This window comes from Nonomuraea sp. NPDC052129 (assembly GCF_040680095.1).
GTDB lineage: Bacteria > Actinomycetota > Actinomycetes > Streptosporangiales > Streptosporangiaceae > Nonomuraea.
The window spans coordinates 358,908-371,341 of the sequence record NZ_JBFAVX010000001.1 but is presented as its reverse complement, the minus strand read 5'-3'; the positions used below and the strand labels follow the sequence as shown (position 1 = coordinate 371,341).

Sequence of the window (12,434 nt, the reverse complement as noted above, 5' to 3'; positions counted from 1 at the left end):
GTGGGGCGCGGCAGGTCCCGCTGGGGTGAGGCTGCAGTAAGGTGCTCGCGTGGAAATCGAGCGTGCGCTGCCGGAGGACGCCGGTGAGATCCTCACCCTGCAACGGGCCGCGTACGTGAGCGAGGCCCAGCTGTACGGCGACCCCTTCCTGCCGCCGCTCCTGGAGTCCGTGGAGCAGGTCCGTAAGGTCATCGAGACCGGCCTCGTGCTCAAGGCCACCGACGCCGGCCGGATCGTGGGAGCCGTACGCGGCCAGCTGGCCGGCACCACCTGCCTGGTCGGCCGCCTGGTGGTGGCGCCCGACCGGCAGCGTCAGGGTCTGGGCCGGGCGCTGATGCGGACGCTGCACGAGCGGATGCCGGAGGCGACGGCCTTCGACCTGTTCACCGGCCACCTGTCCGACGGCAACCTGCGCCTCTACCGCAGCCTGGGCTACCGCGAGACCCACAGGGAGCGCATGGACGACCATCTCACTCTGGTGCACATGCGCCGCTGATCCACGATCGCGGATAGGCTTTCCGCGTGCTGAAAATCGGCCTCACCGGCGGCATCGGATCGGGCAAGAGCGAGGTCTCCAAGCGCCTCGCTGCGAGGGGCGCCGTCGTGATCGACGCCGACAAGATCGCCCGCGAGGTGGTGGAGCCCGGCACTCCGGGTCTGGCCCGCGTGGTGGGCGTGTTCGGCGACGAGGTGCTCCTCCCTGACGGCTCACTCAACCGGGAGAAGCTGGGCGCCATCGTCTTCGCCGACCCCGACAAGCTGGCGACGCTCAACGGCATCGTGCATCCGCTGGTGGGGGAGCGGGTCGCCGACCTGCAGAGCCGGACGGCCGACGACGCGATCATGGTCTACGACGTGCCGCTGCTCGCGGAGAACCGGCTGGCGCCGATGTACGACGTGGTGATCGTCGTGGACGCCGCCGACGAGGTGCGCATCGCCCGCCTGGCCGAGCACCGCGGCATGCCGGAGCACGACGCCAAGGCCCGCATCGCGGCGCAGGCGACCCGCCAGGACCGGCTGGCGATCGCCGACATCGTGATCGACAACGAGGGCGACCTGGACGACCTGGAGGCCAGGGTCGCCCAGGTCTGGGACGACCTGCTGACCCGAGCGGGCCGCGGCTGACCGGTCGGGACGGGGGCTCAGAACGGGGAGTCGAGCGGCACCTGGCGGACACCGGGCAGATACGGGTCCAGCTCACCCAGCTCGAACCGCGACATCCCGATGACATGCCAGAACTGCCCGGAAACCTCCCCCTGAATCTTGTACCGGCCGTCGGGGGACAGCGCCGCCCACCCCTCCGGCAGACCCAGCAGGGTGGCCCGCCGCTCCGTCCCCGCCCAGAGGATCACCACCCCGTCATCCCCGGCACTGGCCAGCAGGTCCGCCGAGGGGCTGAACGCCACCGACCACACCCGCCGCGAGTGACCCGCCAGCGTGTGCAGTGGCCGCCCCGTCGCCGTGTCCCAGACCCGCACCATGAGGTCGTCGCCGCCGGTCGCCAGCCGCTCGCCCGTGGCGTCGAACGCGACGCTCCACAGCCGCCCCGCGGGCCGGCCGAGCGTGTGCCGCAGGCGCGGCTGCCAGGGCTGGCCGGGACGCAGCTCCCAGACCATGGCGAGGCCGTCGTTGCCGGCGCTGGCCAGGTACTTGCCCGAGGGCGAGAACACGACTGAGTAGACCCGGTCGGTATGGCCTTCCAAGGTAGCGATCCGGCCCCCGGACTCGACGTGCCAGATGCGTACAAGCCGGTCGTCGCAGCCCGTGGCCACGAAACGGCCGTCGGGGCTGAAGGCGATCGAGCGGACGCGGCCCCGGTGGTCGGCCAGGTTGCTCACCAGGCGGCTGGTCGGCCGGTACCAGATCCGTACGCTGTCGTCGTCGTTGGCCGTGGCCAGCAGCGTGCCGTCGGGGCTGAACGCCTCGGCCCACACGTGGTCGGTCTCGGCGTTGAGCTCGCGCTCGTAGTCGCCGGTGACGGCGTTCCAGAAATGTACGCCGCCGTCGTTGCTGGCGGTGGCCAGGACCGGCCCGGCAGGTGAGAACAGGGCCGAGATGAGCCGGTCGGCGGTGCCGGTGACCTCGCGCAGGCGGCGGCCCGTGCGCGGCTCCCAGACGCGGACGACGCCGTCGTTGCCGCTGGTGGCCAGCATCGAGCCGTCGGCGCTGAACCTGACCGAGGAGATCCGCCTGCCGTGGCCGCGCAGCACCCGCTGGCACTGGCCGCTGGCCGGATCCCAGAGGCGTACCGTCCCGTCGTTGCTGCTGGTGGCCAGCTGCTCGCCGTCGGGCCGGAACACGAACGGCCAGACCGAGCTGCGATGCCCGGTCAGCTCGACCCGCCGGCCGCCGCCCACCTCCTGCAGCCGGACGACGCCGTTGGAGTCGCCGCTGGCCAGCGTGCGGCCGTCGGGGGAGAAGACCACCTGGTAGACGGACCCGGCGTGGCTGGTGTGGACGCCGTGGGCCTGACCGGCCGGGTCCCACAGGCGTACGGCCCCGGCCGTGTCGCCGCTGGCCAGCAGGGAGCCGTCGGGCGTGAAGGTCAGGCAGTAGACGCTGCCGGAATGGCCCTTCAGCTCGTGCCGCAGGGCCCAGGAGGCCGCGTCCCACAGGCGTACCGTCCCCGCCTCGTCGCCGGTGGCCAGCAGTGACCCGTCCGGGCTGTGGACCGCACGGTAGACCGAGCCGCGGTGGCCGTCGAGCGTGCCCGTCACCTGCCCGGACGCCAGGTCCCAGAGGCGTACCACGCCCGCCGAGTCGCCGCTGACCAGCACCGAGTCGCCGAACGACACCGTGTAGACGGGTGCCTGGTGGCCCGCGAGCTCGTGGACGAGGCGGCCGGTGGCGGTGTCCCAGACGCGGATGACGCCGTCGCCGCCGCCCGCCGCGACCAGCTCGCCCGACGGGCTGAGGCGCACCGGCCAGACCCCGTCGGCGTGGCCGCGCAGCTCGCGCAGGTGCGCGCCGGTGAGGGCGTCCCAGAGCACGACCAGGCCGTCGCTCGCGCCGGTGGCCAGCAGACCCCCGGCGAACGAGACCGCGTACACACGGCCCGCGTGCCCCTGCAGCGTCCGCACGGGCGCGCCGGCCACGCACATCAGCACGCCGCCGTCCTCGTGGCCGACTGCGAGCGTGGACCCGTCGGGGGTGTACGCGATGGGCTCCGGGAGCCGGCTGGTCTGGAAGTGATAGCCGTACGGCACGCCGATCGCGGCGGGCGCGAGCTGGATCTCCACCGGCTGGCCCGGCACCACGGAGGCGCCCGGCAGGTGCGGCAGCGTGCCCGTCACGTTGATCAGCGTGGCCCGGTGCCACCGGGCGCCCTCGGCGGAGACGTCGCTCAGGTCCGTGTGGGCCAGCCGCGCGCCCGACAGGTCGGCCCCGGTCAGGTCGGCGCCCGCCAGCTTGGCGCCGTCGAGCCGGGCCCCGGCCAGCTTGGCGTCGCGCAGGACGGCTCGGGACAGGTTCGTGCCGACGAGCGTGGCGTCGGTCAGGTCGGCCCCGGTCAGGTCGACCTCCTGCAGGTCCCTGGCCGACAGGTCCTCGCCCTTGAGGTTCGCGCCTCGCAGGTCGGCCCTGGCGGGGGTACGCAGCCGCGCCGAGATCTTGACCGCGTTCGCCCGGGACACGTCGTCGGCGGGCGGGTCGGCCACCCACGCCCGCAGCGCCCGTACGTCGGCCAGGTCGCACAGGAACTCGACGGTCAGCGCCGACAGCGGCCGGCGCGACAGCCACACCGGCGCCTCGATCGTGGCGGCGATGTGCCGGGCGATCAGCCACTCCATGACCGAGGAGTGGATGAATCCGAACATGCCCTCCTCGGTGCGTACCAGCAGGCTCCCCGAGCCCACCGCGTGGGCGGCGTGCTCGGCGGACAGCTGCCCGCCGGCCAGACCGGTCAGCGTCTCGGCGTACTCGGTCAGCTCGTCGACGCCCAGCAGCGACTCGCCCGAGTCCCACAGCCGCAGCGCGAGCCCAGTCACGACCTGCCACAGCTCATCGGTGGTCAGCGGAGTCGGCGACCCCGGCACCCTGGCCCGCCGCTCCTCGAAGGCCAGCCACGAGCCGAGGATCTCCTCGTAGAGCAGCGCCGGGCTGATCGTGTGGCGGGCGCCGGCCACCGTACGCAGCCGGTCGGCGTCGAGGTCGGCGATGAAGCTCAGCATCCGCGGGTTCTGGGCCAGGTCGAGCAGGTCCGTGATGCTCTCCATCAGCGACATGCGCGCCGCCGCCGCGTCGCCGTCGTCGAAGCGGTTGGCGAGGTAAGCGCGGATCTGGTCGTGCGTGAAGTCCTCGACGCTGAGGACCCGCCGCTGCGGCAGTACGCCGACCATCTCGCCGAGCGAGGTGAGCACCTGGGAGTGCGACTTGAAGTGCTGGGTACGGCTGGCGACCACGATCTTCGCCTTGTCCTCGGCCGCGGCGAGTAACGTCGACAGGTGGTCGGCCGCCCGGTCATAGGTGAGCCGGGTGACGAGCTCGTCGAACCCGTCGAACAGCAGCACGATCCGTCCCTGCCGCAGCAGGTAGCGGAACGCCTTGAGGTCGATGAACTCCTCCCCGTGGCCGGCCAGGTGGGCGGCGACCAGCGCGTCCACGGAGTGGGCCTTGTCCAGGGCCCGCAGCTCGATCAGGATCGGCGTCAGGTGCGGCAGCTCGGCCGGGATGCGCCTGGCCAGCTCGCGCAGCGCGAACGTCTTGCCGTGGCCGAAATCGCCCAGCAGCAGCAGGAACCGGCCGTGGTCGGCGGCCAGCAGGCGCATCAGCTCGTCGGTCAGGCCCTCCCTGACCTGGTGTCCGGGGCGGTCGAGCTCGCGGTAGCGCTGGGGGACGTACAGGCTGGGCGGGTAGCGGCGGTCGTTGGTGAGCCGGGCCGTCTGCTCGGCGACATAACCCGACAGGTCCAGCAGGCCCTGGAACTCGGTGAAGCTGCGCAGCCGCACCCCTCTGCGCATGAGCTCGTCACGCAGCGACCTGGCCGGGGGCGGCCCCTGGTAGACGAGCTCGGCGGCGAGGTCGGCGGCGTGCGCCCGCCGGACGAAATCAGCGGCGTCGGCGGCGGTCACCTCGCCCACGTGCGCGCCGATCATCGTCTGCCGGACGAACCCGTCCTCGGGATGGGTGACGACCAGGTGGGCGGTGAACCGGCGGATCCTGGCCCGCTCGTGCCGGGCCTCGCAGACCTCGGTGATCCGATCGAGCAGCAGGTCCACCGGGCCCGGCTCGCGCTCGACCGGCGCGGGCTCGGGGGCGCGGGCGGCAGGGGCCTCTCCGGTGAAGGTGGCCTGGGCGGCCCGCCAGCTGTGGGAGACGCGCTCGGGGCGGTCGGCGCCGGGCAGCCAGGTGCGCAGGCCGCCGGCGGTGATCTCGACGACCTGGTGATGGCCGGAGCGCGGCGCGGCGACGGCGGCCTCACCGGCCTCTCCCGCGCCCTGGAAGAGCAGGTTGAGCCGCCGGGCGAGGATCCGGTCGTAGGCCGGCGCGTCGCGCAGGGCGGCCGGCGGGTGCCCGATCGCGCCGAGCCGCAGCCAGGCGCTCTCCTCGTAGGGGCGCAGCCGCTCGGCGAACCAGGCGGCCTGCCCCTCGCCGAGCAGGGGATAGGCGTCGCGTTCGAGGTGGCTCATGGCCATCGTCGAGTTGAGCCCGGCGACGACCACCTTCAGGTCGGGCACCTCGAACAGCGTCCACGGCTGGCCGCCGTCGAACACCCGGTCGTCCAGCCCTTGGTACACCTCGCCGAACAGGCCCGCGAAATGCCGCCACTTCGGCCAGTAGGGCGGCTGCGGGGAGACGTCGTCGGCCTCGCAGGTGAGGAAGTAGGCGCTGGCCGCGGCCTTGGTGACGTCGCGCGGGCCCGGCACGATCACCAGCCGGTGCGGCTCCAGGCCGACCAGCAGCCGCAGATCGGTGATGAAGCGGGTCGCCTGCCCGAACTGCCCAAGACTGCCCGACTCGGTCAGGTCGCCGGTGACCACCATGAGATCGGGGCGCGGCATGCCCCTGTCGTACATCTCGGTGAGATCCGCCCAGATCCGCGCCTGCATGTCCTCAGGCGTGAACGGCTCGCCCGGATCGGGCAACGCCCGGCCGAACCGGGGGCCGCCGATGTGCAGCACGGTCAGCGACTCGCGGCCGTGGTCGGCGGTGGCCGACGGCGGGAACTTCGGCGCCGACACCGGGGTGCGCCGGGCCCGCGAGCGCTCGCCCGGCGGCGGCAGGGTCGGCGCGGGCAGCGGCAGGCCCGCGCCTGTCGGGAAGGCGGGCGCCGCCTCCGGCTTGGCCCGGCCCGACATGGCCTCCCTGACCCGGCCCAGCAGCAGCGCCCTGGCCTGGCCGGAATCGGTGACGCCGAGCAGGTCCACCCAGGTGATCGTGGACAGCAGCCCTTCGAGGCGTACGTCCTCGAGCCGGATCGTGATCAGCTTGTTGGACGGGTTGTCGGGGTCGGCGCGGAGCGCGGCCTGCCACTCCATGCGGCCGTAGCGTGAGGTCAGGTAGTTGCGCGAGAGCACGGCCACCACCACCTGCGCCTCGCTGACGCCGCGGTCCATGAAGTCGATGAAGTTCGTGCCGGGCACGAAGTCCCACGCCTGGATCATGGTCCGGTAGCCCGCCGCCTCCAACTCCCAGGCGATCCAGGTCGCCCAAGCCGTGTCGGCGGGGGAGTAGCTGACGAAGATCTCTGTCGGCCTGCCGTCACGTGCCATTCCCTCAGTATCCCCTGTGGGGGCGTGCTTTCAGGCGAGGGAGCGCCGTCGTCTGGAGGAGGAGCGCCGGGAGCGTAGCGACCAGAGCGACGGGGGAAGACGGCGGCATTTGGCGACCGAGCCCGCCTCACGGAGTGAGGCCATAAGCAGGGCTGTGCGATCATCGACGGGTGTGGCGACGACGTCTCGGTGTGCTCGACTGGATCAGGGTCGGGCTGCTCGGGCTCGGCCTCGTCTTCGTGGCGACCGGGCTGCTGCCGTGGCGGGAAGCCGTGGACAGCCTGGATGAGATCGGGCCGTTGCTCGTCTTCCTGGTGGGCATCATCGTGCTGGCGGAGCTGACCAAGGAGGCCCAGGTCTTCGACGCCATCGCGGCGCGGATGGCGGTGTTGGGGCGGGGCAACTACGTCGCGCTCTTCTTCCTGTGCACAGCCTTCGCCTCATTTATTACGATATTTCTGAATCTCGATACGACCGCGGTGCTGCTCACCCCGGTCATGCTGGCGCTGGCCCCCAGGGCGCGCATCGCCGCCCTGCCCCTGGCGATGACCACGATCTGGCTGGCCAATACCGCCAGCCTCCTGCTCCCGGTCTCCAACCTGACGAACCTGCTCGGCATCAACAAGATCGCGCTCGACACGCAGCAGTTCGCCGGGCGGATGTGGGTGCCGCAGATCGTCTCGATCGCCGTGACGATGGCCTTCCTGTGGGTCTTCTTCTGGCGCCGGGGCCAGCGTCGCGATCTGCGCTACACGCCGCCGCTGCTGGAGCCGGTCGCCGACCGCGTGCTGTTCGCCGCCGCGGCCGCGGGCTGCTTACTGTTCATCGGCGCTCTCCTGGTCAAGGTCCAGGTCGGCGTGGCCGCCTCGGTGGCGGCGCTGGTCGTCGTGGTGGCCTTCGTCGTACGCGACCGCGCCCGGCTGACCTGGAGCCTGATCCCCTGGCAGCTGCTCATCTTCGTGACGGGCCTGTTCCTGGTGGTGCCCACCCTCAGCCGCTACGGCCTGGCCGACCTGATGCGCTGGATGATCGGCGCCGAGGGCGACCCCTACCGGACGGCGGCGGTGGGTGCCGGGCTGTCGAACCTGATCAACAACCTGCCCGCCTTCCAGGCCATCGCCGAGGTCATCCCGTCGAGCGACCAGGACCGATTGCTGGCCCTGCTGGTCGGCACCAACGTGGGGCCGGTCGTCACGCCGTGGGCGTCACTGGCGACGCTGCTCTGGTTCGAGTCGTGCCGCCGTCACGACGTGTCCGTACCGATGCGCCGCTTCCTGGCCACCGGCACGGGGCTGGCGATCGTCGGCCTGCTCGCCAGCGTGTGGGCCCTTGTCACGTTCGGCTGACAGCTCCACTCTCGCGGAGCACCTCGAGGAGGCCGGGCATGGCGCTCGGGTGGGTGGCGACGAAGCTGCGGTCGTCGGGCGTGCCGTCGATCCCCTCCTCGAACGGCCCGCCGTCGAGCGCCCGGATCTCGATGCCCGCCTCCCGCGCGAGCAGCGCGCCCGCGGGCAGGTCCACCGCCTCGGCCCGGTAGCCGACGATGCCGTCGATGTCGCCCCTGGCCAGCATCGCCCATGCCAGCAGCGGGGCCCACAGTTGCAGCATCCGACGGGCGCTCAGCTCCAGGGCGTACTTTATGGCCCGTACGGTCGCGTCGCCCCTGGACACCGAGTAGCCCTGGGTCCACGCCAGCAGCGGGCCGTGCGGCGAGGGGTTGTGCGGCGGCGCCAGCCGTACCCCGGAGGACGTGATCGCGCCGCGGCCGCGGATCGCCGACCAGGTCTGGGCCGAGACCGGGTCGTGCACCACGCCCAGCATGGGGCGTCCCGAGCGGCACAGGGCCAGGCCGACGACATAGGCGGGCAGGCCGATCACCACGTTGTTGGTGCCGTCGAGCGGGTCGATCAGCCACGTCCACTCGCCGTCGGCGGCGCCGAGCAGGCCCGACTCCTCGGCGATGACGGAGTGCTCCGGGAAGGCGGTGAGGATGTGCTCGAGCAGCAGTTTCTCCGAGGCCAGGTCGAGTTCGGTGACGACGTCGCCCGAACCGCCCTTCGGCCGGGCGCCGAGCGCGCCACGGGTGCCGGACACGAGTAGTTCGCCCGCGGCCTCGGCGGCGGTGACGGCGACCGCGCGAGCGTGATCCAGATCCATTCGGGGCCCCTCAACTCAGGTGGGCGGCTATCAGGCGGACGGCGAGTGCCGTCTCCTCGTCGTCGAGCGGTTGCCTGGACACGTGGTGGTCGCCGGTGCCGAGCGGGCCCAGCGACAGGTCGCGGCTGCCCGGCCGGCCGGTGCCGAGCGCGATCGTGGCCGCCTCGCCGCCCGCCGGCACGACGCTGCTGTGGAACCGGCCGGCCGCCAGCGTGTAGGTGTCACCGGGGCCGAACTCCTCCACCAGCCCCGTCTCCTGACGTACGGTCCGGCGGGTGGGCGTGATGCGGTCGCCGTCGGCGGCGCTGACCACCTCGAACACCCGGTGGGTCGGGTCGCGCACCGCGTCGGTGACCACCGCGTGCACGTTGCGCACCTGCCCGTAGAGCACGTGGCTGAGCAGGTCCCAGCTGTGGCAGTGGATGCCCGACGTGGTGCTCTCCGCGTGCGTGAACCTGGGCGACCACAGATGGAGACATACCCCCTCGCCGCCGTCGCGCTCCAGCGGCAGGCAGACGAAGCCGAGCGGGTGGCGTACGGCCCTGATGCCGGTGCCCGACAGTGCCGCCAGCGCCCACGGCCGCGCCTGTCCCCGGGCGAGCTGCTGATAGACGCCGTGATGGCTCATATCGCGATGGCTCATGCGTCGTACGGATTCCTGGCGCGCAGCGCCTTGCGGGCGATGTCGACGACGTCGCGGTCGTCGTAGGACCTGGGCAGCGGGATCGAGATCCGGGTGAACAGCTCCTGCACCTCCTCGACCGTGGGCTCGTCGCTCAACGGCACCTTCTTGTACATCTCCAGCGGCACCAGCCGGGCCTGCTCGAAGCTGAGCCGCAGCTCGGTGTCGCAGTTCTCGTAGTAGAAGGTGTCGGCCAGCGCGGTCATCGCCCGGTTGGGGTCCTCGACCGTCATGATCAGGCGGGTGGCCGACAGGTCCCAGCGGAAGGTCGTCATCGTGGACGACAGGCCGATGCCGATGTCGAGCAGCCCGTAGCGCTGGCGATGCCAGAAGGCGGCCAGGATCGTCGCGTACGACTCCTTCCTGACCCGGTCGGCCGTCCAGGTCTCGCCGGTGCCGTCGGGCGCGTCGGACAGGGAGCGGCGGTAGTGGGCGTAGGTCTCGCACACCTCGACGTTGACCGGGTCGATGATCTCGACCCTGACCGTGAGGTGGCGCTTGACCTTCCTGGCCGCCGCCACGCACTCGGGCAGCGTGACCGCGCGCAGGTAGGTGCCGGTGCCGCCCTTGAAGCTCCACCGCGTGGTGTCCTTGCGGGCGTCGGCGTGCGCCTGCGCGATCTCCTGCCTGCTGCCGAGCACCCTGACCAGCTGGAGCGAATCGAGAGCCCGCCGCGTGCCGGTGACCAGGTCCTCGATCGCCTCGAGCCGGGCCAGCCGCACGGGCAGCTGGGCGAGCGCGCCGGAGGTGACGGTCTCCTCCAACGGCGCCTGACGCACCCGGTCGCGCAGCAGCGCGGTGGCCACCAGCGCCAGGATCACCAGGGTCGCCGCGCTGACCAGCTGATCCTGGACCTTGTCGCCTTCCTTGCCGAAGATGCCGTCCGGCATGATCCCGAGCACGCCGACTACAATGGCCAGACCGAGTGCGATCGCGCCGTCGGCGTTCTGCGCCGCCCATGGGGCGATCCGCTTCAGCGCCGCCGTGAACCGTGCCATCGCATTGCCCCGCATCCGACGATCAGTCAGTTCCCGAAATCATGGTAACGACCCCGCCAAGTGCGCGGAAAGAGCAGGCCTCCTCCCTGAGTATGACCTGACATATCCCCCTTAAAGGTAGGGCGTGGAGATCGCGAGATCTTTACGCTTACTGGACGGGGGTGGGGATGAAGGGGTTGATACCGAGCTTGCGCTCGGGTTCTTTGGCGATGGCGCTGGTCGTCTACACGGTGTGTCCCGTGCCGCCGGCCATCGCCGCCACGGTGTCCGACGAGCTGGTCCTGGGGGAACGGTTCGTGCAGGTCGTCGCCCATCCGGACGACGATCTGCTGTTCATGAGCCCCGACCTCTACGGCGGGGTGCTGGGCGAGCGGCCGAGCGTCACCGTCTACCTCACCGCGGGCGAGGGCACCGCGGGGCTGGACGACCATCATGATCCGTACGTGTACGCACAGGACCGCGTCGCGGGCCTGCGCGCCGCGTACGCCCACCTGGCGGGGGTGCGCGACGCCTGGCACAGCACGGTGATCACCGCCGGGGGGCTGCCCGTCAAGGTGGACTCCCTGGTCGAGCGGCCGAAGGTGATCCTCATCTACGCCGGGCTGCCGGACGGCGGCGACCCGCGGGCCGACGGCGGTCGTGACGCGCTGACCCGGCTATGGGCCGGCCGTGGCTGCGTACGCGTCTTCGACCCCGCCGAGCGGCGGTGCGTGAGCCGGGAGAACGTGGTGGCGATGCTGCGTGCCGTCTACGCCAGATACCAGGCGAACGTGATCCGCACCCTGGACCCCGACCCGCCGTCGCGCTGCCGGCTGTGCGACCACCCCGACCACGTGGCCTCGGCCCGCTTCGCCGGCGCCGCCGCCGCGGATCGGCGGGTACGCCTGGTGGCCTACCGCGGGTACCCGATGACGACCTGGGCTCCCAACGTGCCGCAGCGGATGCGGGAGCTCAAGCGGGAGATCTTCGGCGTCTACCGGCGCCACGACTACCGGGCCAGGTCCGGCTGGCACTACCGGGCCTGGTACGACCGGATGTACAAGATCACAGGCCATCGCCACTGACGCCCGGGCGGCGTGGAGGTGTCGTTCCACGCCGCCCTATGGGACCTATAGCCAGCCGCGGCGGCGCGCCATCTGCTCCAGAGCGTTCCGGAGCGCCTGGTCGGCCCCGCTCGGGTCGTCGTAGCGGACCGTGAACCGGTTGTAGGCGTCGTGGCTGGAGGTCAGGAAGCCGCCGCGCTTGTCGGCCTCCAGGATGACGTCCATCTGCCGCGGTCCGGCGATGAACGTCAGCTCCAACTCGTTGAAGTGCCGCCGCCACTCCCCGCCCGCGTAGTACTCGATCTCCTGGAAGAACGGCATCGTCGAGCCGCGCAGCGTGCCGCGTTCGAGGTCGGCCTTCTTGAAGCCGAAGCCCAGGCGGTCGAGCGCGGCGATGACGTGCTCCTGCGCGGGCAGCGGGTTGACGAACAGCGGGTCGAGGTCGCCCTTGTCCATCGCGCCGGCCAGCGCCAGCTCCGTCTGCACGCCCAGCCGCATGCCGTGCAGCGGATGACCGCCGATGGCGCTGATCGGCGTCTCCCAGGGGATGACGATCTCGAACGGCTGGCTGTGCTGCGCGCCGGCGCTGAGCTGGAAGGTCCCGGCGACCTGCTGGCGCAGGAAGCCGTAGGTGGTCTTGTACTCCTCGTCGCCACGCTCCACCTCGACCACCGCGGTCAGGTCGAGGTAGATGCCCTCGACCTTGTAGTCGGCGCCGCCGCCGCGGAAGTTCACCACTCCGCGTAATGTCTCACCGGGCCGTACACCGCTGCCGGCCAGGACCGTGTCTACTTCGACGCCCGCGCCGAACGCGGCCATCAGTTTGCGGAACACCATGGGGTTC

9 protein-coding genes are annotated in these 12,434 nt (G+C 71.7%); 4 read left to right on the top strand and 5 right to left on the bottom strand.

Annotated features, from left to right (window positions below):
- Positions 1-49 precede the first annotated feature (49 nt).
- The gene (locus AB0L53_RS01720; protein ID WP_363988857.1) at positions 50-496 is read left to right on the top strand and encodes a GNAT family N-acetyltransferase; all 447 of its coding nucleotides are present in this window, start codon (positions 50-52) and stop codon (positions 494-496) included.
- A gap of 26 nt (positions 497-522) precedes the next feature.
- Positions 523-1,125, top strand: a complete 603-nt coding sequence (gene coaE, locus AB0L53_RS01715; RefSeq protein ID WP_363988854.1) for a dephospho-CoA kinase — start codon at positions 523-525, stop codon at positions 1,123-1,125.
- Positions 1,126-1,142: 17 nt separating this feature from the next.
- On the opposite strand, the gene AB0L53_RS01710 is transcribed toward coaE, so the two are convergent.
- Positions 1,143-6,710 carry a TIR domain-containing protein gene (locus tag AB0L53_RS01710; RefSeq protein ID WP_363988851.1) on the bottom strand — a complete coding sequence of 1,856 codons (5,568 nt, stop codon included), beginning with the start codon at positions 6,708-6,710 and terminating at the stop codon, positions 1,143-1,145.
- Positions 6,711-6,880: 170 nt separating this feature from the next.
- Between AB0L53_RS01710 and AB0L53_RS01705 the strand changes: the two genes are divergently transcribed.
- Positions 6,881-8,056 (top strand): SLC13 family permease, encoded by a 1,176-nt coding sequence (locus tag AB0L53_RS01705; protein ID WP_363988848.1) that lies wholly within the window; start codon positions 6,881-6,883, stop codon positions 8,054-8,056.
- Here AB0L53_RS01705 and AB0L53_RS01700 read toward each other — a convergent pair.
- The 3 genes from AB0L53_RS01700 to AB0L53_RS01690 are packed head-to-tail and all read right to left on the bottom strand — an operon-like array spanning position 8,043 to position 10,547.
- Complete coding sequence (locus tag AB0L53_RS01700; RefSeq protein WP_363988845.1) at positions 8,043-8,867, bottom strand: inositol monophosphatase family protein; 825 nt, start codon at positions 8,865-8,867, stop codon at positions 8,043-8,045. The genes AB0L53_RS01705 and AB0L53_RS01700 overlap by 14 nt on opposite strands.
- A 10-nt stretch (positions 8,868-8,877) precedes the next feature.
- Entirely contained in the window at positions 8,878-9,510 is a 633-nt protein-coding gene (locus AB0L53_RS01695) for a hypothetical protein (protein ID WP_363988843.1), read from the bottom strand.
- Positions 9,507-10,547 (bottom strand): hypothetical protein, encoded by a 1,041-nt coding sequence (locus AB0L53_RS01690; protein WP_363988840.1) that lies wholly within the window; start codon positions 10,545-10,547, stop codon positions 9,507-9,509. Before AB0L53_RS01690 ends, AB0L53_RS01695 begins: the two co-directional genes overlap by 4 nt.
- Positions 10,548-10,756: 209 nt before the next feature.
- Here AB0L53_RS01690 and AB0L53_RS01685 point away from each other — a divergent pair, with 209 nt between their 5' ends.
- Positions 10,757-11,611 carry a PIG-L family deacetylase gene (locus AB0L53_RS01685; RefSeq protein WP_363988837.1) on the top strand — a complete coding sequence of 285 codons (855 nt, stop codon included), beginning with the start codon at positions 10,757-10,759 and terminating at the stop codon, positions 11,609-11,611.
- Between the two features lie 45 nt (positions 11,612-11,656).
- Here AB0L53_RS01685 and AB0L53_RS01680 read toward each other — a convergent pair whose 3' ends face one another.
- Positions 11,657-12,427, bottom strand: a complete 771-nt coding sequence (locus AB0L53_RS01680) for a sporulation protein (protein WP_363988834.1) — start codon at positions 12,425-12,427, stop codon at positions 11,657-11,659.
- Positions 12,428-12,434 lie beyond the last annotated feature (7 nt).

Bases quoted from the DNA above. Each gene is read 5' to 3' on its own strand.
- AB0L53_RS01710 (WP_363988851.1), bottom strand. From the start codon at position 6,710: ATGGCACGTGACGGCAGGCCGACAGAGATCTTCGTCAGCTACTCCCCC.
- AB0L53_RS01700 (WP_363988845.1), bottom strand. From the start codon at position 8,867: ATGGATCTGGATCACGCTCGCGCGGTCGCCGTCACCGCCGCCGAGGCC.
- AB0L53_RS01695 (WP_363988843.1), bottom strand. From the start codon at position 9,510: ATGAGCCATCGCGATATGAGCCATCACGGCGTCTATCAGCAGCTCGCC.
- AB0L53_RS01690 (WP_363988840.1), bottom strand. From the start codon at position 10,547: ATGGCACGGTTCACGGCGGCGCTGAAGCGGATCGCCCCATGGGCGGCG.
- AB0L53_RS01685 (WP_363988837.1), top strand. From the start codon at position 10,757: ATGGCGCTGGTCGTCTACACGGTGTGTCCCGTGCCGCCGGCCATCGCC.
- AB0L53_RS01680 (WP_363988834.1), bottom strand. From the start codon at position 12,427: ATGGTGTTCCGCAAACTGATGGCCGCGTTCGGCGCGGGCGTCGAAGTA.